At 74.9% G+C, this 21,116-nt stretch carries 20 protein-coding genes, 1 tRNA gene and 1 pseudogene; 16 read left to right on the plus strand and 6 right to left on the minus strand.

What is annotated here, in order from left to right; translation table 11 throughout:
• Window positions 1–87: 87 nt before the first annotated feature.
• The 9 genes from ACI79Q_RS17545 to ACI79Q_RS17585 all read left to right on the plus strand — a co-directional run bounded on the left by ACI79Q_RS17545 (window position 88) and on the right by ACI79Q_RS17585 (window position 7,779).
• Complete coding sequence (locus tag ACI79Q_RS17545; RefSeq protein WP_456589314.1) at window positions 88–738, plus strand: ABC transporter ATP-binding protein; 651 nt, start codon at window positions 88–90, stop codon at window positions 736–738.
• Complete coding sequence (locus ACI79Q_RS17550; protein ID WP_456589313.1) at window positions 735–1,412, plus strand: heme exporter protein CcmB; 678 nt, start codon at window positions 735–737, stop codon at window positions 1,410–1,412. The genes ACI79Q_RS17545 and ACI79Q_RS17550 overlap by 4 nt, the downstream gene beginning before the upstream one ends.
• Before the next feature lie 77 nt (window positions 1,413–1,489).
• Window positions 1,490–2,227 (plus strand): cytochrome c biogenesis protein CcsA, encoded by a 738-nt coding sequence (ccsA, locus tag ACI79Q_RS17555; RefSeq protein ID WP_456589312.1) that lies wholly within the window; start codon window positions 1,490–1,492, stop codon window positions 2,225–2,227.
• Between the two features lie 91 nt (window positions 2,228–2,318).
• Window positions 2,319–2,732, plus strand: a complete 414-nt coding sequence (locus tag ACI79Q_RS17560) for a cytochrome c maturation protein CcmE (protein WP_456589311.1) — start codon at window positions 2,319–2,321, stop codon at window positions 2,730–2,732.
• Complete coding sequence (locus ACI79Q_RS17565) at window positions 2,729–4,726, plus strand: heme lyase CcmF/NrfE family subunit (protein ID WP_456615101.1); 1,998 nt, start codon at window positions 2,729–2,731, stop codon at window positions 4,724–4,726. Before ACI79Q_RS17560 ends, ACI79Q_RS17565 begins: the two co-directional genes overlap by 4 nt.
• Window positions 4,723–5,262: a TlpA family protein disulfide reductase gene (locus tag ACI79Q_RS17570; RefSeq protein ID WP_456615102.1), complete on the plus strand. Its 540-nt coding sequence runs from the start codon at window positions 4,723–4,725 to the stop codon at window positions 5,260–5,262. Before ACI79Q_RS17565 ends, ACI79Q_RS17570 begins: the two co-directional genes overlap by 4 nt.
• Window positions 5,259–6,461, plus strand: coding sequence for a cytochrome c-type biogenesis protein CcmH (locus ACI79Q_RS17575; protein WP_456615103.1), 1,203 nt, complete (start codon window positions 5,259–5,261; stop codon window positions 6,459–6,461). Before ACI79Q_RS17570 ends, ACI79Q_RS17575 begins: the two co-directional genes overlap by 4 nt.
• Window positions 6,458–6,868, plus strand: a complete 411-nt coding sequence (locus ACI79Q_RS17580; protein WP_456589307.1) for a hypothetical protein — start codon at window positions 6,458–6,460, stop codon at window positions 6,866–6,868. Before ACI79Q_RS17575 ends, ACI79Q_RS17580 begins: the two co-directional genes overlap by 4 nt.
• A complete protein-coding gene (locus ACI79Q_RS17585; RefSeq protein WP_456589306.1) occupies window positions 6,865–7,779 on the plus strand; it encodes a cytochrome c oxidase assembly protein in 915 nt (304 codons plus the stop codon). The genes ACI79Q_RS17580 and ACI79Q_RS17585 overlap by 4 nt, the downstream gene beginning before the upstream one ends.
• Before the next feature lie 13 nt (window positions 7,780–7,792).
• On the opposite strand, the gene ACI79Q_RS17590 is transcribed toward ACI79Q_RS17585, so the two are convergent.
• On the minus strand, window positions 7,793–8,197 hold the full coding sequence (locus ACI79Q_RS17590; protein WP_456589305.1) for a phage holin family protein: 405 nt from the start codon (window positions 8,195–8,197) through the stop codon (window positions 7,793–7,795).
• A gap of 48 nt (window positions 8,198–8,245) precedes the next feature.
• Entirely contained in the window at window positions 8,246–9,763 is a 1,518-nt protein-coding gene (locus ACI79Q_RS17595; protein ID WP_456599525.1) for a phytoene desaturase family protein, read from the minus strand.
• A gap of 198 nt (window positions 9,764–9,961) precedes the next feature.
• On the opposite strand from ACI79Q_RS17595, the pseudogene fdh reads away from it, so the two are divergent.
• The 3 genes and pseudogenes from fdh to nrfD all read left to right on the plus strand — a co-directional run bounded on the left by fdh (window position 9,962) and on the right by nrfD (window position 15,335).
• A pseudogene (gene fdh / locus ACI79Q_RS17600) lies at window positions 9,962–13,255 on the plus strand (formate dehydrogenase).
• Window positions 13,252–14,289 (plus strand): 4Fe-4S dicluster domain-containing protein, encoded by a 1,038-nt coding sequence (locus tag ACI79Q_RS17605; protein WP_456589303.1) that lies wholly within the window; start codon window positions 13,252–13,254, stop codon window positions 14,287–14,289. The pseudogene fdh and the gene ACI79Q_RS17605 overlap by 4 nt, the downstream one beginning before the upstream one ends.
• Before the next feature lie 113 nt (window positions 14,290–14,402).
• A complete protein-coding gene (gene nrfD, locus ACI79Q_RS17610; protein ID WP_456615104.1) occupies window positions 14,403–15,335 on the plus strand; it encodes an NrfD/PsrC family molybdoenzyme membrane anchor subunit in 933 nt (310 codons plus the stop codon).
• A gap of 276 nt (window positions 15,336–15,611) precedes the next feature.
• Here nrfD and ACI79Q_RS17615 read toward each other — a convergent pair whose 3' ends face one another.
• The 4 genes from ACI79Q_RS17615 to ACI79Q_RS17630 all read right to left on the minus strand — a co-directional run bounded on the left by ACI79Q_RS17615 (window position 15,612) and on the right by ACI79Q_RS17630 (window position 18,932).
• A complete protein-coding gene (locus ACI79Q_RS17615) occupies window positions 15,612–16,061 on the minus strand; it encodes an AAA family ATPase (protein WP_456615105.1) in 450 nt (149 codons plus the stop codon).
• 180 nt (window positions 16,062–16,241) lie between these two features.
• Window positions 16,242–17,144 (minus strand): glycoside hydrolase family 15 protein, encoded by a 903-nt coding sequence (locus ACI79Q_RS17620; RefSeq protein ID WP_456615106.1) that lies wholly within the window; start codon window positions 17,142–17,144, stop codon window positions 16,242–16,244.
• A 59-nt stretch (window positions 17,145–17,203) separates the two neighbouring features.
• On the minus strand, window positions 17,204–18,277 hold the full coding sequence (locus ACI79Q_RS17625; protein WP_456599565.1) for an SDR family oxidoreductase: 1,074 nt from the start codon (window positions 18,275–18,277) through the stop codon (window positions 17,204–17,206).
• Between the two features lie 118 nt (window positions 18,278–18,395).
• Window positions 18,396–18,932, minus strand: a complete 537-nt coding sequence (locus ACI79Q_RS17630) for a hypothetical protein (RefSeq protein ID WP_456589298.1) — start codon at window positions 18,930–18,932, stop codon at window positions 18,396–18,398.
• Between the two features lie 140 nt (window positions 18,933–19,072).
• Between ACI79Q_RS17630 and ACI79Q_RS17635 the strand changes: the two genes are divergently transcribed.
• The 4 genes from ACI79Q_RS17635 to ACI79Q_RS17650 all read left to right on the plus strand — a co-directional run bounded on the left by ACI79Q_RS17635 (window position 19,073) and on the right by ACI79Q_RS17650 (window position 21,113).
• Window positions 19,073–19,149 (plus strand) — tRNA-Met (locus tag ACI79Q_RS17635).
• 133 nt (window positions 19,150–19,282) lie between these two features.
• On the plus strand, window positions 19,283–20,596 hold the full coding sequence (locus ACI79Q_RS17640) for a cytochrome P450 (protein WP_456615107.1): 1,314 nt from the start codon (window positions 19,283–19,285) through the stop codon (window positions 20,594–20,596).
• Window positions 20,596–20,814, plus strand: a complete 219-nt coding sequence (locus ACI79Q_RS17645; protein ID WP_456589296.1) for a ferredoxin — start codon at window positions 20,596–20,598, stop codon at window positions 20,812–20,814. Before ACI79Q_RS17640 ends, ACI79Q_RS17645 begins: the two co-directional genes overlap by 1 nt.
• Window positions 20,815–20,822: 8 nt before the next feature.
• Entirely contained in the window at window positions 20,823–21,113 is a 291-nt protein-coding gene (locus ACI79Q_RS17650; RefSeq protein WP_456589295.1) for a GNAT family N-acetyltransferase, read from the plus strand.
• Window positions 21,114–21,116 lie beyond the last annotated feature (3 nt).

Consider the following 21,116-nt stretch of genomic DNA (forward strand, 5'->3'; position numbering starts at 1 on the left):
CCCGTCCGACCCTAGTGGCTGGCTTCGGCCGCACAACCGCAGCTGCTCGGCCCGGGCGCGGGCGGCGGTGGCACCATCCTCGGCACGATGACCCAGTCGAGGACCGGCCGCCCTGCCGCGGGGGAACCGCCGGTGCTGTGCCTGCAGGAGGTGGCCCGCCGCTACGGCGGGCGGACCGCGCTCGCCCCCCTGACGCTGCGGCTGTCGGCCGGCGCGGTCTGCGTCGTCGGCGGGGGGAACGGCGCCGGCAAGACCACGCTGCTGCGGATCGCGGCGGGGCTGGTGGAGCCGACGTCGGGCACCCGGTCGGTGACCGGGCACGCGCTGTACCTGCGCCCCGGGGCGGCCGCGCGCCGTCGGCAGCGGGCACTGGACGCCGTGACGTTCGCCGGCGCCCTGGCCGGCCGGGAGCAGCCGGCCGGTGCCGCTGCGGCGGCCCTCACCGCGTGCGGGCTCCCCGAGGAGTTGTGGGGACAGGAGGCCGGCCGCCTCTCGGCGGGGCAGCGGGCGCGGGTGACCCTCGCCGTGGCCCGCGTGGTGACCCCGGCGGTGGTGTGCCTCGACGAGCCCATGGAGCACCTCGACGCGACCGGACGCGAGGCAGTGCGCCGGACGGTCGAGGACCTGGCCGGTGACGGGGCGGCGGTGCTCGTCGCGGGCTCGGAGGTGGCCGCCGGCCTGGGCCCGGTCGACGCCCGCCTGGAGCTCGTCGGGGGAGCTGCGACGGTGCTCGGGTGAGCGGGGGAGGTGGACAGCGGCAGGGCCGCGCCGGCGTGCTGCGCACCGTTCCCCTGCTGGTCCGGCGGGACGCGCGGATCGCCCTGGGTGGCGTCGACGGCTTCGCCTCGGTGCTGCCGTTCGTCGCGGCCGGGGTCGTGCTGGGGGGTCTCGTGCTCGGCCCCGACCCCGTCGCGCTCCGGGCCGCCGCGCCCGGCCTGGTCTGGCTGCTCGTGCTCACCGCCGCGGTTCCGCTGGCCCGGCTGGTCGCGGCGGCGGAGCGCGACGAGGACTCCTGGGACCTGCTGCGCGGCCTGGTCCCGGCCGGGGCGCTGTTCCTCGCCAAGGCCGCCGTCCTCTGGACCGCGCTCGCGGTCACCTGGACCACGGGGACCGTCCTCGCCGTCCTGCTCCTCGACGGCCCCGTCTCCCTCGCCGGGTGCGCGGCGGCGGCGCTCGGCCTGGGCGGCGTCGCGGCGAGCACCACGGTGTTCGGCGCCCTGCTGGCGGCCTCGGCCCGCGGTGCGGGCCTGCTCGCGGCCCTGGTGCTCCCCGCCGGGCTGCCCGCCCTGCTGGCCGGGACGCAGGCCGGCGTCGTGGCGGAGCCGCTCCCGTGGCTGGTGCTGCTGGTCGCCTACGACCTGGTCGCCGGGGCGACCGCCTGGGCCGTCTTCCCCTTCCTCCTGGAGGAGTGAGAGGCTGGCCGGGTCCCCGCTGACCCAGCCGTCCCCGGGCCTTCCCGGGCGGGGACCGGTCGACAGGAGGAGCGAGCGTGCGTAGGACTCCGGTGCCCGGCGGTGCGCTCCTCCCCGCCGCCGCTGCCGGGGCGACCGCGGTCGCGCTGGTCCTGGCGCTCGTCGTCGCCCCCGAGGACGGGGTGCAAGGTCCGGCGCAGCGGTTGATGTACGTGCACGTCCCGGCCGCCTGGGTGGCCTACCTGGCGTTCGCGACCGTGCTGGTGTGCAGCGTGGGCTACCTGGTGCGCCGTGAGCTCGGCTTCGACCGGTACGCGCAGGCGGCCGCCGAGCTGGGCGTCGGGCTGACGGCGCTGGCGATCGCGCTGGGCATGCTGTGGGGCCGCCCGGTCTGGGGCGTCTGGTGGACGTGGGATGCCCGGCTGGTGACGACGGCGGTGCTCCTGCTGGTCTACGTCGCCTACCTCGGCGTCCGCCGGATGGCCGACGACCCGCACGTCGCCGCCCGCCGGTCCGCGGCCATCGGCATCGTCGCCTTCCTCAACGTGCCGGTCGTGCACTTCTCGGTCGTCTGGTGGCGGACGCTGCACCAGCCGCCTACCGTGCTCGGCCCCGAGGGCAGCCCACCGATCCACGCCACGATGGCGTGGGCGCTGGGCGCGGGCGTCCTCGCCTTCACCCTCCTCGCGGTGCTCGTCGTCCGCCGCCGGGTCGCCCGGCTGCGGGCGGAGGCGTCCGAGCCGGCCGGCGCGCCCGCCGGTGCCGGCGGCGAGGACGCGCCGGTGATCACCGTCGTCCCCGGGGGCGGCCGGTGAGCGGGCAGCTGGCGGTGGTCCTCGGCTACCTGCTCACGCTGCTGGTGTGGGCCGGGTACCTGTGGGCCACCCGGCCCGGGCGGGGTGACCGGTGAGCCGGTCCACCGCGCGGCGGCGCACCCTGTCGCTCCGGCTGCTGGTGGTGGTCGGGGCGGTCTCCGGCGCGCTCGCCCTGCTGGGGGTCAGCGGGCTCGCCGACACCCTCGTCTACTACCGCACGCCGACGGAGGTCGTCGCGGAGCAGCCGGCGGAGGACGAGCGGCTGCGCCTCGGGGGTCTGGTGCAGGCCGGCTCCCTGGAGCGCGTCGGCGCGGAGGCCCGGTTCACCGTCACCGACGGCGTCGGGACCCTTCCCGTCGTCTACTCCGGGGCACTGCCGGCGGTGTTCGCCGAGGGGCAGGGCGCCGTCGTCGAGGGGTGGCTGCGCGCGGACGGCGTCTTCGTGGGCGACCTGGTCCTGGTCAAGCACTCCAACGAGTACCAGCCGATCGGGGAGACCGGGTGACGGCGCTGCTCGGGACCGCCTCGCTGGCCTCGGGACTCGTGCTCGCGCTCACGTCCGTGGCGGCCTGGGTGGGCGTCGCGACGGGCCGCGCGCCGGCCGGATCGGCGCGGCGGCTGACCTATGCCGTCCTCGGGACGGCGCTGGCGGCCGCCGCCGTGCTCGAGTGGGCGCTCCTCACCCACGACTTCGGCGTGCGGTACGTGGCGGAGAACGGCGGTCGCGCCGTGCCGCTGTACTACACGGTGACCAGCCTCTGGTCCGCCCTGGAGGGGTCGCTGCTGCTCTGGCTGGTGGTGCTCGCCGGCTACGCCGCCGCGGTCGCCCGCCGCCCGGACGCGCGGGCCGCCCGGCACCACCCCTGGGTGCTGGTGACGCTGTCGGTCGTCGCCGCCTTCTTCTTCGCGCTCGCGCTGTTCGGGGGCAACGCGTTCGAGCGGGTCTCCCCGGCGCCCACCGACGGCCCGGGCCCGAACCCGCTGCTGCAGGACAACCCGCTCATGGGGGCGCACCCCCCGCTGCTGTACCTGGGGTACGTCGGACTCGCGGTCCCCTTCGCCTACGCGGTCGCGGCCCTCGTCACCGGGGACACCGGGCGCGGCTGGCTGCTGGCCGTCCGCCGGTGGACCCTCGTGTCCTGGACCTTCCTGACGCTGGGGATCGTGCTCGGCGCCTGGTGGTCCTACGCGGTGCTGGGCTGGGGCGGCTACTGGGCGTGGGACCCGGTGGAGAACGCCTCCCTGCTGCCGTGGCTGACGGCCACGGCGCTGCTGCACTCCGCCATGGTGCAGGAGCGGCGGGCGACCCTGCGGGTGTGGAACGTCTGCCTGGCCGTCGCCTCCTTCGTGCTCGTGCTGGTCGGCACGTTCCTGACCCGCAGCGGCATCGTCGACAGCGTCCACGCCTTCAGCCGGTCGTCGCTGGGTGCGCTGCTCCTGGGGTTCGTCGCCGTCGTGCTGGTCGTCGTCGCGGTGCTGCTGGTGTGGCGGGCCGACCGGCTCGGGCCCGACGGGACCCTGTCCGCCCGGCTCTCCCGGGAGACGGTGTTCCTCGGGAACAACGTGCTGCTGGTCGGGCTGGCCTTCACCGTCCTGCTGGGCACCCTCTTCCCGGTGTTCGCCCAGCTGGCCGACGGTCGCCAGGTGTCGGTGGGCCCGCCCTACTACAACCAGATGGCGGTGCCGGTCGCGCTCGTCGTGCTGCTGCTGATGGCGCTGGGTCCGCTGGTGTCGTGGGGGAGCGACTCGGTGCCGGCGCTCGCCCGCCGGGTGGCGGTGCCGGTCGCCGTCGCCGTCGGGCTGGTCGCGCTGCTGGTGGTGCTGGGCGTCTCCGGCGCCGCGGCGCTGACCGCGTTCGGCCTGGCCGCCCTCGTCCTGGCCACGTCGGTGCAGCTGGTCGGCCAGGGGACGCGCGTCGTCCGGCGGGCCACCGGCCGGTCGTGGCCGCGGGCGCTGCTGGAGGCCGGCCGCCGCCGGCGCCGGTTGTACGGCGGGCTGGTCGTGCACGTCGGGGTGGCGCTGGCCGCCGTCGCCGTGGCGGCGTCCTCCTCCTTCGCGGCGGCGACGGAGCAGCGCGTCGCGGTGGGGGACGCGGTGAGCGCGGCGGGCTGGACGGCGCGGCTGGAATCGGTGGAACGCGAGCGGACGGCGCAGGAGATGCGCGTGGTCGCGCGGCTGGAGCTGGAGGAGGCCGGCCGGGCGAGGGGCGCGGCCGCGCCCGAGCTGCGGACGTTCCCCGCGCACTCCATCACGGTGGCCTCGCCGGCGGTCCGGTCCACGCTCGCCGGTGACGTCTACCTGACCGTCACCGAGGTCGACCCGGACGGCGGGTGGGCGTTGGTCCGGATCGCGGTGAACCCGCTGGTCTCCTGGCTCTGGATCGCCGGCGGGGTGATGGCGCTGGGGGCCGCGGTGGCCGGCTGGCCCGCCCGCCGCGTCCGGCGGGGGCAGCAGGCGTCGGAGGAACCCGCGACGAGCCTGTCGTCGGGGGAGCGGTGAGTGGCCGGCGGCGGTGGCTGCTGCTGGTCCCCGCCCTGCTCGTGGGTCTGGTGCTGACCGTGCCGCTCGCGCTCGCGCTGGACCGGCCCGAGGGGGCCCCCTCCACGGCGATCGTGGGGAGCCCGGCCCCGGCCCTGGCGGGTGCCACCCTGGACGGTGGGCACGTCGACCTCGCGGACCTGCGCGGTTCGGTGGTGCTCGTGAACGTCTGGGCCTCGTGGTGCGCGCCGTGCCGGGAGGAGATGCCGTTGCTGGTCGAGACGGCGCGGCAGTGGGGGCCGCAGGGCCTGCGGGTCGTCGGCATCGACGTGAACGACGACGACGACGCCGCCCGCGAGTTCCTCGCGGGCGTCGGCGGCACCCCGTTCCCGAGCGTGGCCGACCCCGACGGCCGGCTGGCCGTGGAGTGGGGGACGACGGGTGTGCCCGAGACCTTCGTCGTCGACCGGGACGGCACGGTCGTCGCCCGCCGGGTGGGCGCGGTCTCCGCCGCGTGGCTGGCGGACGAGGTGCTGCCGCGGCTGGAGGCGGGGTGAGCGGCCGGGCGCGGGTCCTGGCCGTCGTGCTCGCGGTGCTCGCCCTCGTCGCCGCGCTGTGGTGGCGCCAGGAGCCGGTCACGCAGCCCGATCCGGCGGCGACCGCGCGGGAGATCGCGGCCGGACTGCGGTGCCCCACCTGTGCGGGCGAGTCCGCGGCGGACTCGGCGGCGCCGGCGGCCCGGGGGATGCGGGCGGTCATCGCCGAGCAGGTGGCGGCGGGCGAGAGCCCCGAGGAGATCCGCGCCTGGTTCGTGGGGCGCTACGGCGAGTGGATCCTGCTCGACCCGCCCCGGGAGGGGGTGGGCTGGGCGCTGGTCGTCCTGCCGGGGGTGGCCCTGGTGGGCGGGGTGATCGCGGTCGGCGTCCTGGTCTCCCGCCGGCGGCCGGGCAGCCGAATCACGTTGACCGACGCCGACCGCGCGGCGGCCGAGGCCGCCGTGGCCGCGGCCGCCGCGCGGCCGGACCGGCTGACCGGGTCGGGCGACGACGAGCGCCTGGAGGCGGCCCTGCAGCTGCTGGACGACGTCCGGTCCGGGCCGCGGACGACCGCGCAGGCGCGCGCCGCGGAGGACGAGCTGCTGGCCGAGATCCTGCGGCTGTCGGCCCCCCGGCGGGAGCCGGTCCCCGACGACCTCGGTGAGGGCGGCGCCCCGGCTCCGGAGGAGAGGCCGGTCCGGGTGCGGCGGACATGGCTGCCGCGACCGGCGGTCGTCGTCCCGGTGGTCGCCGTGGCCGCGGCCGGCGCCGTCGCCCTGGTCGTCGTCCCCCGCGCCGCGGCGCCCGCCGCCGCCGACGCCGCCGAAGAGGGATCCGCACCGGTGAGCGCCCCGGGCGCGGTCGGCGCCGACCCCGCCGACGAGCTGCTGCGGCAGGCGCGGGCGCTGGACGACGCCGGGCACTTCGCCGAGGCGGCGACCGGCTACCGGGCGGTGCTCGAGGAGCGGCCGGGCGACCCGGCGGTGGCGCTCTCGCTGGCGTTCGCCCTGCTCCGCGACGATCGGCCCGGCGAGGCCCGCCCCGTGGTGGAGACCGTGCTGGCCGAGCACCCCGAGCACCCGGAGGCGCTGCTCATGCTGGGGTCCGCGCAGCACGCGCTCGCCGACGACGCGGCGGCCGCCACGCTGCGGCGGTTCCTGGAGCTGGCCCCCGACCACCCGGCCGCCGACGCGGTCCGCGCCCTGCTGGAGGAGCCGTGACCGGGCGCCGGGCGCACCGGCGGCTGGTGCCGCTTGGGCTCGCGGTCCTCCTCAGCGGGTGCGCGGCCGGGGCCTCGTCCACGGCACCGGCGGCACCCGCGCCGCCGGCCGCCGACCAGCGCGTCGGGCTGACCGAGTGGGAGATCGTGACCGAGGGGCGTCCGCTGCTCCCGGGGGAGATCCGGCTCGTGGTGACCAACGCGGGAGCGGCGCCGCACGACCTCGCCGTCCGCGTCGACGGCGACCAACGTGCCGTCACCCCGGTGCTCGACCCGGGCGAGGCGCACGAGCTGGCGTTCGCGGTGGCGGCGGACGAGCGCGTGGAGCTGTGGTGCACCGTGACCGGCCACCACGCCGCGGGCATGCACACGGTCCTCGACGTGGTGGCCGGAGGGCCGGCGCGGTGAGCGGCGCCCCGGTCCCCGGCAGCACGCTGGCCCACCCGCTCGGCGGGGGCGGCGACTGGTCGTACGCGACGATCGCCTTCCTCGGGCTGGCCGCGCTCGGCTACGCCTGCCTGCTGGCCTGGACCGCGCCCCGTCGTCGCTCGCCCTGGGCGGCGGCCGGACCGGGGGCGGCCTGGCTGCTCGGCCTGACCGCGCTCGGCGCCGCCCTCGCCTCGCCGCTGGAGCGGCTGGCGGAGGACTCCCTCACCGCCCACATGACGCAGCACCTGCTGCTGACCATCGTCGCCGCGCCGCTGCTCGTGCTCGCCGATCCGGTGCCGCGCGTGCTCACCGCGCTGCCGCCCCGGGCCCGCGAGGTCCTCGCCCGCCCGTGGTCGGCGGTGGCCCGGGGTGCCCGTCGTCCCGCCGTGGTGCTCGGGGTGGCCGTCGGCTACCTGACCGTGGTCCTCCTCTGGCACCTGCCGGGGGCCTACGAGGCGGCGGTGCGCTCGGAGGCGGTGCACGTCGCCGAGCACCTGACGTTCCTCGCCGCGGGTGTCGTCTTCTGGTGGTGCGTGCTGCGCGTCCCGCGCCGACGGCTCGGCCAGCTCGTGGCGGGGCTGGTCGCCGTGCTCGTGCCGGCGTTCGGCGAGGCCGTGCTCGGTGGCGTCATGATGCTCTCGTCCAGCCCCTGGTACGGGGTGTACGTCGAGCGGGCCGCCGACCACGGCTTCGACCCCGTGGCCGACCAGCAGGTGGCCGGCGCCGTCCTGTGGGCCGCCGGCACCCCGGTCTACCTGCTGGCCGCCGTCGTGCTCGTCCTGCGCCTCGTCCGATCCGCGCCCGCGGACGACGCGCCGCAACCGGCGGTGCCCCCGATGCCCGACCGGTCGCGGTCGCCGCGCCCCGCTCTGGACGCCGCGCGGCGCTGAGCGCCGCGGTGCCTCAGCCCGCGGCCGGGCGGCGGGCTGAGGCGATGCGGACGTCGTCGCGCAGGCTCTCCACCGTCTCGTCCGGGACCAGCGGCCACGCACGGCGCAGCTCCGCGAGCGCACCCCCGAGGAGCGCGCCGGCGCCACCGGCGAGGAGCCCGGTCGCCAGCGCGGCGGAGGTGGCTGGGCTCACCCTGCGGTCCAGGGCGCGCAGCAGGAGGGCCGTCGCGCTGCCGACGGACATCGCGCCGAGGACGCCGGCGGCGCCGAGGAGTGCGCCGGCGCGACCGGCCTGCTTGGCCTTGCCGGCCAGCTCGGCCTGGGCGTGCTGCAGCTCCTGCCGGACCAGGGCCGAGAGGTCGGTGCTCAACGACTGGAGCAGGTCGCTGGTGGAGTTGCTCCGGGTCGGTTCGCTCATGGGTGCTCCTCGCGCTGTGGCGGGTGGACCGGTGCGGCACCACGTCCGCTACCCGCGGCCCCCGGGGTCCGAACCCGGGGCGCGCGAACCGGGGCGTCGGGCCGCGGGGGGCCGCAACGGGGGCCCGGTGCGCACGCCGAAGACCTCCCGCAGCGCCACCCGTGCCGCGTTGTCCCCGCACATGCCGTGGACGGCGGGTCCCGGTGGGGTGGCCGACGAGGCCAGGTAGGTGCCCGGCACGGGCGTCTTGTAGGTGTTCCACCGGGGCACCGGGCGGGCGAGCATCTGCCGGAGGGACGCCTCGCCGTTGGAGATCTCCCCGCCGACGTAGTTCGGGTTGTACGCCTCCATCTCGGGTGCGCGCATGGTGTGCCGGGCCAGGATCGTGTCGCGGAACCCCGGGGCGAACCGCTCCACCTGCGCCTCGATCCGGTCGGTCATGTCGACGTCGGACCCGTTCGGCACGTGCGCGTAGGCCCACAGCACGTGCCCCCCGGACGGTGCCCGCGTCGGGTCGGCCACGGTCGGCTGCACGGCGATCACGAACGGCCGGTCGGTGTCGCGTCCCGAGGAGGGGGCGGACTCGGCGGCAACGGTCTCGTCGAGGGTGCCCGACAGGTGCACGGTGCCGGCGCGGCGGACGTCGGCATGAGTCCAGGGCACCGGTTCCGACAGCGCCCAGTCGATCTTGAAGACGCCTGGGCCGTGGCGGTACCGGGAGACCCAGCGGCGGTACCCCTCGTGGACGCGGTCGCCGGCCAGCCGGACGAAGGCCTGCGGGGTGGTGTCCAGCAGGACCGCGGGGACGCCCTCGAACTCGCGCAGGTCGGTGACCTCGTGCCCGGTGACCACCTCACCTCCCTGTTCCCGGAGGGCGACGACCATCGCGTCGGCCAACCGCTGCGAGCCGCCCTCGACCACCGGCCAGCCGCTGTGGTGAGCCAGCATCCCCTGCAGCAGGCCGAGCCCGCCGGTGATCGCGCGGGTGAGGTCCAGCGTCCCGTGCGCGGCGGCCCCGGCGAGCAGTGCGCTCGGCTCCTCGGTGCGGAACCACCGGCGCGCCAGCCAGCGGACGTCGGGCAGGCCGTTGACGGCGAACGAGGCCATCGCCGGGAGGCTCCGGGTGGGGAACCGGCGCAGCGCGCTGCCGAGGAAGAAGTCCACGAGGTCGTCGCCCGCGTCGACCAGCGGGCCGAGCAACCGGCGGTAGGCGGGGCCGTCGGACCCGAACCCGTCGGCCGTCTCCTCCAGCGACCGGTGGGCGACCGCGGCCCGGCCCTCGTCGAGGGGGTGGGCGTACGGGACCTCCGGGTGCAGGAGCCGCACGCCGCGGGACGGCAGGTCGAACTCGCGGAAGAACGGAGCGGCGGCCGCCATGGGGTGCACCGAGGCGCAGATGTCGGAGAGGAAGCCCGGCCGGGTCAGCTCGGCGGAGCGGATGCCTCCTCCGGGCCGGTCGTCGCGCTCGAGGACCTGCACCCGCAGCCCCGCGGCGGCCAGCCGCAGGGCCGCGGCCAGGCCGTTGGGCCCCGAGCCGACGACGACGGCATCCGGCTTCCCGCTCATCGTCCCCATGCTGGGCGACGAGCCCGGTGCGGGCGAGCCGGCGACCACGGCGCAGCGCGCGGACGTGCAGGCAGCGCGGGGGATGGCTAGGGTCGGATACGGCAGCTGAACGGGCCGAGGCGTGCGACCGAGACCGTGCCTGCACGCCCGGCGACCCGTCCGCCCCTCCCGGCGGCGCGGGCTCTGCAGGAGGGGCGCATGAAGACCTGGCTCGACGCCTGGCCGGTGGTCCGGCAGCTCACCGGGAACGATCCGCTCGGTCGTGGCGACGCCGTCCGGAGCAAGCGCACGAACTCCCTGACCCCCCGCACGGCCACCGCCGACCGGGTGGTGCAGAGCGTGTGCCCCTACTGCGCGGTGGGCTGCAGCCAGCGGGTGTTCGTCCAGGACGAGAAGGTCACCCAGATCGAGGGTGACCCCGACTCGCCGATCAGCCGCGGCCGGCTGTGCCCCAAGGGGGCGGCCAGCAAGAACCTGGTCACCAGTACGACCCGTCAGACCAAGGTCCGCTACCGCCGTCCGTACGGGACGGAGTGGGAGGACCTCGACCTCGACACCGCGATGGACATGATCGCCGACCGGGTGATCAGGACCCGCCGCGAGACCTGGCAGGACGAGGTCGACGGCAAGCGGGTCAACCGGACGATGGGGATAGCGAGCCTCGGAGGGGCGACCCTCGACAACGAGGAGAACTACCTCATGAAGAAGCTCTACACCGCCCTGGGCGCGGTCCAGGTCGAGAACCAGGCGCGCATATAGCACTCCTCCACGGTCCCCGGTCTGGGGACCACGTTCGGTCGCGGCGGCGCGACGATGCCGCAGCAGGACCTGGCCAACTCCGACTGCATCGTCATTCAGGGCTCCAACATGGCCGAGGCCCACCCCGTGGGCTTCCAGTGGGTGATGGAGGCCAAGGCGCGCGGCGCGACGGTCATCCACGTCGACCCGCGGTTCACCCGCACCAGCGCGCTCGCCGATCTGCACGTGCCGCTGCGGGCGGGCAGCGACATCGCCTTCCTCGGCGGGCTGATCAACCACGTGCTGTCCAACGGGCTGGAGTTCCGGGAGTACGTCGCCGCCTACACCAACGCGGCGGCCATCCTGCGGGAGGACTTCCAGGACACCGAGGACCTCGACGGCCTGTTCTCCGGCTACGACCCCGAGAAGGGGCAGTACGAGGAGAAGTCGTGGCAGTACGAGGGCGCTCCCGTGACCGCCGCGGCCGGTCAGCGCCAGGGGCCCAAGCCGGGGGCCTCCGGTTCCCGCGACGGTCGGCAGCCCGGGACGGCGCCCGACCCGGAGGAGCACGCGGAGGGCAGCTCGGAGGAGTCGGGCAGCGGCGGCCTGCCCGTCGGCGGCAAGCCGCAGCGGGACGAGACCCTCCAGCACCCGCGGTGCGTCTTCCAGGTGCTCAAGCGCCACTACGCGCGCTACACCCCCGAGCTGGTCCAGGAGGTCTGCGGCATCGAGCCGGCGGTCTTCCGCAAGGTCGCCGATGCGCTGACCAGCAACTCCGGCCGGGAGCGCACCAGCGCCTTCGTCTACTCGGTGGGGTGGACCCAGCACACCGTCGGCGTCCAGTACATCCGGGCCGCGAGCGTGCTGCAGGCCCTGCTGGGCAACATGGGGCGCCCCGGGGGCGGCATCCTGGCGCTGCGCGGGCACGCCAGCATCCAGGGGTCGACCGACATCCCGACGCTCTACAACCTGCTACCCGGGTACATCCCGATGCCGCACGCCCGCGAGGACCGTGACCTGGACGACTTCGTCGCCGAGGCCTCGGGCTCGGTCGGCTACTGGGGCAACATGCGGAAGTACGCGGTCAGCCTGCTCAAGGCGTGGTGGGGCGACGCCGCGCAGCCGGAGAACGACTTCTGCTTCGACCACCTGCCCCGGTTGACCGGCGACCACAGCAACTACTCGACGATCGCCGAGCAGATCCAGGGCACCGTCCCCGGGTACTTCCTGGTGGGGGAGAACCCGGTCGTCGGCAACGCGAACGGGAAGATGTCCCGCCTCGGCCTGGCCAACCTGGAATGGCTCGTCGTCCGCGACCTGCAGATGATCGAGTCCGCCACCTTCTGGGAGAACGGCCCGGAGATCGAGACCGGTGAGCTGGTCACCGAGCAGATCCCCACCGAGGTCTTCTTCCTGCCCGCCGCGGCGCACGTGGAGAAGGACGGCTCGTTCACCAACACCCAGCGGCTTCTGCAGTGGCACTCCCAGGCCGTGGAGCCGCAGGGGGACTGCCGCAGCGACCTGTGGTTCTACTTCCACCTCGGCCGAATCATCCGCGAGAAGCTCGCCGGCTCCACCGACCCGCGGGACCGGCCGATCCTCGATCTCACCTGGGACTACCCGACCCACGGTCCGCTGCAGGAGCCCAGCGCGCACGCGGTGCTCCGCGAGATCAGCGGGACGGGGCCGGACGGCACGGCGGTGTCGGGGTACACCGAGCTGGCCGACGACGGCTCGACCAGCTGCGGCTGCTGGATCTACTCCGGTGTCTTCGCCGACGAGATCAACCAGGCCAACCGCAAGAAGCCGCACACCGAGCAGGACCTGGTGGCGCCGGAGTGGGGCTGGGCGTGGCCGATGAACCGCCGGGTGCTCTACAACCGTGCCTCGGCCGATCCCGAGGGCCGGCCGTGGAGCGAGCGGAAGAAGTACGTGTACTGGGACGAGGACGCCGGAAAGTGGACCGGGCCCGACGTCCCGGACTTCCAGGCCACCAAGCGGCCCGACTACACCCCGCCCGAGGGCGCCACGGCCGAGGACGCGCTGGCCGGCACGGACCCGTTCATCATGCAGGGTGACGGCAAGGCGTGGCTGTTCGTGCCCGCCGGGCTGGCCGACGGGCCGATGCCGACCCACTACGAGCCCGCCGAGTCGCCGGTGCCCAACCCGCTGTACGCGCGGCAGGCCAACCCGGCGCGCAAGGAGCTCAGAGGAGCGTGGAACCGGGCCAACCCCGCGATGAACGAGGTCTTCCCGTTCGTCGTCACCACCTACCGGCTCACCGAGCACCACACCGCCGGCGGGATGAGCCGCACCCTGGAGTACCTCGCCGAGCTGCAGCCCGAGTTCTTCTGCGAGGTCAGCCCCCAGCTGGCCGCCGAGCGCGGGCTGGAGCACATGGGCTGGGCCACGCTGGTCAGCGCCCGCAACGCCATCGAGGCACGGGTGCTCGTCACCGAGCGGATGCGCCCCCTGCGGGTCGCCGGCCGCGAGGTGCACCAGATCGGGATCCCGTACCACTGGGGCCAGAACGGCATCACCACCGGCGACTCGGCGAACGAGCTGCTCGGCGTGGTGATGGACCCGAACGTGCACATCCAGGAGTCCAAGGTCGCCACCTGCGACATCCGGCCCGGCCGCCGGCCCCGGGGGCCGGAGCTGGTCGAGTTCGTCGAGGACCACCGCCGCCGGGCCGGCGTCGCGAGCGGGCGGCTGGGACCGAACGGACGGGCCCCGATCGAGGAGCGGTCATGACGACCATCAGTTCAGCGAGCACCGCCTTCTCCGGGGACGACCCGCAGAACCGGTTGTTCGGCCCGGTCCCCGACGTCGCCGGCGAGCGCGGGTACGGCGACGACCACCCGCCCCGGGTCGGCTTCTTCACCGACACGTCGGTGTGCATCGGCTGCAAGGCGTGCGAGGTGGCGTGCAAGGAGTGGAACACGCTCCCGATGGACGACGCCGAGGGCAACCGGGCGCAGCTCGGGCTGACCGGGGCGTCGTACGACAACACCGGCATGCTCGGGGCCAACAGCTGGCGGCACGTGGCGTTCGTCGAGCAGAGCCGCGCGGTCGACCTCCCGATGCCGACGGTGGGAGCGCCGGGCGCGGTCGGCGGTCAGCGGCCGCTGCAGGACCCGCCCGTCGTCCACCCCCGGGTGCCGGCGTCGGCGACCACGGCCGAGCAGAGCGCGCCGCAGCAGACGCCGTCGGCGGACCGGGAGATCCGGTGGCTGATGAGCTCCGACGTCTGCAAGCACTGCACGCACGCCGCCTGCCTGGACGTCTGCCCGACCGGCTCGCTGTTCCGCACCGAGTTCGGCAGCGTCGTGGTGCAGGAGGACATCTGCAACGGCTGCGGCTACTGCGTGCCCGCCTGCCCCTACGGCGTCATCGACCAGCGGGAGGACGACGGGCGGGTGTTCAAGTGCACCCTCTGCTACGACCGGCTCACCGACGGGCTCCAGCCCGCGTGCGCGAGCGCCTGCCCGACCGAGTCGATCCAGTTCGGCGACCTCGACGAGCTCCGGGCCAGGGCCGACGCCCGGCTGGCGGCGCTGCAGGACAAGGGGGTCGAGGGCGTCCGGCTCTACGGGCGCGACGAGGACGACGGCGTCGGTGGCGCGGGCGCCTTCTTCCTGCTGCTGGACGAGCCGGAGGTGTACGGGCTCCCGCCGGACCCGGTGGTGACCACCCGCGACCTGCCGTCGATGTGGCGGCACGTCGCTGCCGGCGCGGCGATGGTGGTCGGCGTGGTGGCGTCGGCGTTCGTGGGGCGACGCCGGTGACGGCGGCCGACGGCGTCCCCGGGGCGGGCTGGCGCCGGGCGGACGGGCCACCGGCCGAGGACCGGGAGCGACGGCGTCGCGCTGGGGGCCGCCCGCCGCGTCCTGGCGAGTCGGTGGTCGGGGAGGCGGAGTTCACCTCCTACTACGGGCGGCCGGTGATCAAGCCGCCGGTGTGGAAGACCCCGGACGTGCCGCTGTACCTCTTCCTCGGTGGGGCGGCCGGCTCGTCGGCGCTGCTGGGGACGATGGCCGAGCTGACCGGCCGGCCGCAGCTCGCGCGGGTCGCGCACCTGACCGCCGGTGGCGGGGCGCTCTCGTCGGTGGCCTTCCTCATCCACGACCTGGGCCGGCCGGCGCGGTTCCTCTACATGCTGCGCGTGTTCAAGCCGACGTCGCCGTTGTCGGTGGGGTCCTGGATCCTGGCGCCGTTCAGCGCCCTGGCCACGGCGACGGCCGGCGCCCACCTGCTGGGTCGCTTCCCGCGCCTGCGGGTGCTCACCGGGGTGGGGGCGGCCGTGCTCGGCGGGCCGATGACCACCTACACGGCGGCGCTGCTCTCCGACACCGCGGTGCCCTCGTGGCACGAGGCGCACCGGGAGCTGCCGTTGGTCTTCGCCGGCTCGGCCATGGCCGCCGGGGGAGGCATCGCCACGGCGTGCACCCCGGTCGCGGAGGCCGGGCCCGCCCGGAAGGTCGCGGTCGCCGGTGCCGCGATCGAGCTCGGGATTATGCACCGGGTGGAGCACGGCCACGGGCTGGTCAGCGAGCCCTACCGCGCCGGCCGCCCGGGTCGGCTGCTGAAGGCGGCCCGGGCCTGCACGGTCGCGGGGACGGCGCTGACGCTGGCCTCCGGCCGGCGCCGGCTGCCGGCGGTGCTCGGGGGAGCCCTCCTGGCGGCCGGCTCCGCGCTCACCCGGTTCGGTGTCTTCGACGCCGGCATGGCCAGCGCGAAGGACCCGAAGTACACCGTCGAACCGCAGCGGACCCGGGCGGCCGACCGGGACGCGGCGAACGCGAGCGCGGAGGAAGCGCGCACCCCGTCCTGAGTTCGGCAGCACGGTGACTCCCGGGTGGGAGGGGCCCCGCCCGGCATGGAGGCCCGCCGTGCCGTATTGGCACGCGGGTCGAGCCGAGCCACCGGGCGTTGAACCGCGCCCTGACGCGGCTCAACGCCCGGCGGGGCGGCCAGATGTGCCCTTCCTGCGCACCACCTGAGGCCACCTGCTGCCGAACTCACGCCGTCCTGAGTTCAGCAGCAAGGTGAGATGTTCTGTGCGCAAGTCGCACGACAGCGCGTGACCTCCGCTGGGTCGAGCTGCAGGTCACGACCTGCCGGTGAGAAGGTCCTCCACCACATCGGCGAGTTCGGCTACCGGACGTCGCCCGTCGAGCTCCCGGCTGGCACCTCGGCGCAGGAGCGGCTCGACCTCGTCCAGGTAGCGGGCCATCTCGGCCTGCTGCTCCATCGTCTTGCCGTACGGGTTGTTCTGCCGGGTGCGCACCCGGTCCAGCAGCACGTCAAGCGGCGCGCTCAGGAGGACGACATGCTCGAAGCGGTCGTAGAAGCGGCCTTGGTTGTCCACCGTGCCGGAGATGACCACCTCAGGGTGCGTGGCCAGCAGCCGGTCCATGCGCCGTTCGTCCCAAGTGCCGTCGGGACGTTTCCACCCGCCGTAGTCGGTGTCAACGGTCAGGTGACCTCGGCGTCCCAGCTCGGCCAAGAGCGTCGTCTTCCCGGCGCCTGACATCCCCGTCACCAAGACTCGCGCCATCGCGAGCACCGTAGTCACTTGGCCGGTGAGCACGTATGGGGTCTGCGGGAAGCGCCGTCCTCCCGCCCCACGACGATGTCAGCACCGCCGCTGGGGACTTGCGCACATCTGTCACACCTTGCTGCCGGACTCACGCCGTCCTGAGGTCCGGACGGCCCGACTCCCACGGGACCAGCCGGCTCAGAGCCGGCCGGCTGTGTCCGATCCGGGTTGCTCGGCCGGGTGCGTCCCGCTGAGGTGCCGGGCGGCGTTGACCAGGCCGACGTGGCTGAACGCCTGCGGCACGTTGCCGAGCTGACGACCGAGCCGGGTGTCGTACTCCTCGCTCAGCAACCCGACGTCGTTGCGCAGCCCGAGCAACCGCTCGAACAACCGCGTCGCCTCGTCGCGGCGGCCGGTGCCGTTCAGCGCGTCGACCAGCCAGAAGCTGCAGGCGAGGAAGGCGCCCTCGGGACCGGGCAGCCCGTCGTCGGTGTCCTCGGCCTCCGGCCGGTACCGCAGCAGGAGGCCGTCCTCGTCCAGTTCGCGGCGGACGGCCTCGACGGTGCCCGTCACCCGGGGGTCGTCCCAGTCGAGGAACCCGAACCGCGGGATGAGCAGCAGGGCCGCGTCCAGACCCCGCGAGCCGTAGTACTGGGTGAACGTGCCGCGCTCGGCGTCGTAGCCCTTCGCGCACACGTCGGCGTGGATCTCCTCCCGCAGGGCCCGCCAGCGGTCCACCGGACCGTCGAGGCCCTGCTGTTCGACCGCCCGCACCGCGCTGTCGACGCCGGCCCAGGCCATGACCTTGCTGTGCACGAAGTGCCGACGCGTGGCGCGCACCTCCCACAGGCCGTTGCCGGGCTCGTGCCACGCGCCCTCCAGGTAGTCCAGGAGCTCCCGCTGCAGGGACCACGCGTCCGCGCTGTGCGGCATGCCGGTCTCGCGGGCCAGGTGCAGGCTGTCGAGCACCTCGCCCCAGACGTCGAGCTGGAACTGGTCGGCGGCGGCGTTCCCGATCCGTACCGGCGCGGAGCCCTCGTAGCCGGCGAGCCAGGGCAGCTCGTGCTCCGGCAGCCGCCGGGTGCTGTCGAGGCCGTACATGATCCGGAGGTCTGCAGGTCCCCGATCAGCGCGTAGTCCTCGATCCGCCCCGCCATCGGTCAGCGGTCGCGGCGCCAGGCGGCCACCGCCGTCGCCAGGAGCCCGGCACCGGCCGCGGCGAGGGTGCCGTGCTGGCGGGAGGCCCAGATCTGCGGATCCCGGTCGCGGGTCCGGTGCCGGAAGCTGCCGCGGGCGCCGAAGTCGCGGCCGTCGGGCCCGTCGGCCGGCTTCCAGAGGTTCACCGGGTCGTCCGGAGAGGCCGGCTCACCGCGCTGCTGGCCCTCGTACCCGTTGCGGGCGAGGTACCAGTCGAGGAACTGCGGCCAGACCTTGTTGCCGAGGATCGTCCAGACGGTCGGGTTGCCGACCCACCACGCACGGCGCCGCGGGTGCTCGCTCGCGTGCACGAGGGCCTCGGCCATCATGTCCACCGGGTAGATCGGCGGCACCGGCTGCGGCCGTTCGGGGAGCCTGTTGAGCACCCAGTCGAACTGCGGGGTGTTGACCCCGGGCAGGTTCACCATCGTGACGTGCACGTTGCTGCCGTCGTGCCGGAGCTCGGTCAGCAGGGACTCGGTGAAGCCCTTGATGGCGTGCTTGGCCCCGCAGTAGACGCTCTGCAGGGGGATGCCCCGGTACGCCAGGGCGGAGCCGGTCTGCACGATCACGCCGCGGTCCCGGGGCTTCATCCGCCGCAGCGCCGACATGGTGCCGTGCACGAACCCGAGGTAGGTGACCTGGGTGACGCGCTCCCACTCCTCGGCGGTGATCTCCTCGAAGGGCGCGAACACGGTGCTGAAGGCGACGTTGCACCAGACGTCGATCGGCCCGAACTCCTCCTCCACCTGGCTCGCCGCCGCGTCGACGGCCGCCGCGTCGGCGACGTCGACCGGGATCACCAGCGGGGTGCCGCCGGCGGCCCGCACGTCCGCTGCGGCCCCGGCCAGGCCGGTCTCGCCCCGGGCCAGCAGGGCTACCCGGTCCCCTCTGCGGGCGAAGGCGACGGCGGTGGCCCGCCCGATCCCCCCGCTCGCACCGGTCACGACGACGACCCGACCGGTCCCGGCTTCTCCCGTTGCGCGCACGGCAGCCCCTTCCGTGGTTGTCGCGGCGCGGGCGCGGCCCGGCCGCACGAACGCGGTGCCGCGACCGGGGAGGTGCGGCGACATCGGCCTCCTCCGGTGTGCACGACCCGCGGGGGCGGCAAACCCGTTCCGGCGGACGTTCCGGGCCCGCCGGGACCCGGAGGGGTCAGTCCGCCGCCCGGTCCGACGCGTGGTCGTTCCCGCCGAAGACCCGCGCGGCGACCTCGCGCCGGACCACGGTGGCCCACTCGTGCTGCCGGTTGGCCTGCTCGACCAGCCCGTCGAGCTGTTCCTTGTCGAGGCGGTCGTCGGCGTCGGCCACCTCCCGCAGGGTCTCGAATCCGCTGCGCTTGGCCCGGACCGCGGAGGCGAGGAACTCGAACTCCACCAGGTCGCTCAGCGGGGAGCGGGTCAGGAGGCGGCCGTTGAGCTTCAGCCGCGAGATCTTCTCGCCGATCCACAGCGCCACCTGCTTGTGCCGCTGGATCGGGAGGCCGAGGGCGTCCATGGTGGCGCTCAGCGCGGCCTTCTCCTCGTGCAGCTCGGCCAGCAGCTGCTCGAGCCTGGGTGCGTACTTCGTCCCCCGGTGCACGTCCAGCATCCGCCGGACCAGCTCGATGCCCCCGGTCGAGGCAGCCAGGTGGTCGTTGCAGTAGATGGCCAGCAGATCGACGTTGCGCAGGCCGGCGGACGGTTGGGACACGGGGGACCTCCAGGGGACGAGCGGCTGGTCACAGTGTCGTCGCGGGCGTGGCGTCGCGCGCGTCGCGGGACCGACACCGAGCTCCGGTGGCCGGCAGGTGTGACTCCGGTGCCCGGCAGGTGTACTGTAGGGATCACCGACGCGGGGTGGAGCAGCTCGGTAGCTCGCTGGGCTCATAACCCAGAGGTCGCAGGTTCGAATCCTGTCCCCGCTACCACGACGGAGGCCCGGTCACGCAGGTGACCGGGCCTCCGTGCGTCGGGCCCGGGGCATCCCGCGGGAGTGTGTTGTGTGTCACCCCGATTCTCTCTAGCGTGCGGGGCACGACCGCCGCCCAGGGAGGACCGCTCGTGTCCGTCGACGCCGCACCAGCACCGGGAACCGTGCCGCCCTCGCGCAAGGCGGGCGCCGCCGACCTCGGCATCGACCTGTCCGACCGCGACTTCTGGCTGCGCCCCCCGGCCGAGCGCCACGCCGTCTTCGACCGGCTCCGGTCCGAGCGACCGTTCGCGTTCTTCGCCGAGCCGGAGATCCCGAACATGCCGAGCGGTCCCGGCTACCACGCGGTCACCCGCTACGCCGACCTGGAGGCGATCAGCTGCCAGCCGGCCGTCTTCTGCTCGGGGGAGGGCGCGGTCTCCATCCAGGACATCCCGGCTGACCTGAACGAGTTCTACGGCTCGCTGATCAGCATGGACGACCCGCGGCACGCCAAGATCCGCCGGATCGTGGCGAAGACGTTCACCCCGCGGATGCTCGAGCGCGTGGTGGACTCCGTGGCCGGGATCGTCGACGACGTCCTGGCCGAGGTGCGGCGGAAGGCGGCCGCGGGGGACGGCACGTTCGACGTCGTGGCCGACCTCGCCGCACCCATCCCGCTGCGGGTCATCTGCGACATGATGGGCATCCCCGAGGCGGACCGGGCGATGGTGCTGGCGAAGTCCAACGTCATCCTCTCCGGCGGTGACCCGGAGCTCGTGGAGAACGAGGAGGACCCGCTCACCGGGGTGCTCATGGCCGGCATCGAACTGGCCGGGCTCATGGAGCGCCTGGCCGCCGAGCGGGTGGCGCGGCCCACCGACGACCTCACCACGGCCCTGGTCACCACCGACGTCGACGGCGAGCGCCTGACCCACCAGGAGATCGCCTCGTTCTTCATCCTGCTGCTGGTCGCGGGCAACGAGACCACCCGCAACGCCATCTCGCAGGGGCTGCTGGCGCTGCAGGAGCACCCGGACCAGCGGGCCCGCTGGCTCGCCGATCCGGGGCTCACCCGCACGGCCGTCGAGGAGATCGTGCGCTGGACCAGCCCGATCACCTGGATGCGCCGTACCGCGACCCGCGACGGGGAGCTCAACGGCTACCGGTTCGCCGCCGGTGACAAGTTCCTGCTCTTCTACGCCGCCGCCAACCGCGACCCCGAGGTGTTCGCCGAGCCGCACCGCTTCGACCTGGGGCGCGACCCCAACCCGCACGTCGGCTTCGGGTCGAAGGGGCCGCACTTCTGCCTGGGCGCCCACCTGGTCCGGCGCGAGCTGGCCATCACCTTCGCCCGGGTGTTCGAGCAGCTGCCGGACCTGGAGATCACCGGTCCGCCGGACCGGCTGCGGTCCTCGTTCGTCAACGGGCTCAAGCGGCTCCCGGCCCGGCTGGCGGGGAGCTGATGAGCCGGCTGGCGGCAGACCTGGAGCGCTGCGTGGGCGCCGGCGCCTGCGAGGCCCTCGCGCCGGACCTCTTCGAGGTCGGCGACGAGGGGACGGTGACGGTGCTGCGCCCGCACCCGGAAGGCGGCGAGCTCCGCGACGCCGAGGAGGCGGTGCGGCAGTGCCCGACCCGCGCCTTGCAGCTGGTCGAGGAACAGCCGGCCACCGCGGCCGGTTGACCGCTGACATGGAGACCACCGTCACCGACGTCCCCGAGTCCGACCGGTTCGAGATCCGCGACGGCGACCGCGTGCTGGGCGTGGCCGCCTACGAGCGCCGCGGCGACACCCTCGTGTTCACCCACACCGAGATCGACCCCGACGCCGGGCAGTCCGGGCTGGGCAGCACCCTCGTCCGCGCCGCCCTCGACGAGGTGCGCTCGCGGGGCGGTGCCGTGGTGCCGCGCTGCTCGTTCGTCGCCGGCTGGATCGAGCGGCACCCCGACTACGCCGACCTGGTGGCCGACACCGACCGCTGAGGC

This window comes from Blastococcus sp. SYSU DS0828 (assembly GCF_054050975.1).

Bases quoted from the DNA above. Each gene is read 5' to 3' on its own strand.
- ACI79Q_RS17645 (WP_456589296.1), top strand. From the start codon at position 20,596: ATGAGCCGGCTGGCGGCAGACCTGGAGCGCTGCGTGGGCGCCGGCGCC.
- ACI79Q_RS17605 (WP_456589303.1), top strand. From the start codon at position 13,252: ATGACGACCATCAGTTCAGCGAGCACCGCCTTCTCCGGGGACGACCCG.
- ACI79Q_RS17620 (WP_456615106.1), bottom strand. From the start codon at position 17,144: ATGTACGGCCTCGACAGCACCCGGCGGCTGCCGGAGCACGAGCTGCCC.
- ACI79Q_RS17615 (WP_456615105.1), bottom strand. From the start codon at position 16,061: ATGGCGCGAGTCTTGGTGACGGGGATGTCAGGCGCCGGGAAGACGACG.
- ACI79Q_RS17650 (WP_456589295.1), top strand. From the start codon at position 20,823: ATGGAGACCACCGTCACCGACGTCCCCGAGTCCGACCGGTTCGAGATC.
- ACI79Q_RS17590 (WP_456589305.1), bottom strand. From the start codon at position 8,197: ATGAGCGAACCGACCCGGAGCAACTCCACCAGCGACCTGCTCCAGTCG.
- ACI79Q_RS17545 (WP_456589314.1), top strand. From the start codon at position 88: ATGACCCAGTCGAGGACCGGCCGCCCTGCCGCGGGGGAACCGCCGGTG.
- ACI79Q_RS17595 (WP_456599525.1), bottom strand. From the start codon at position 9,763: ATGAGCGGGAAGCCGGATGCCGTCGTCGTCGGCTCGGGGCCCAACGGC.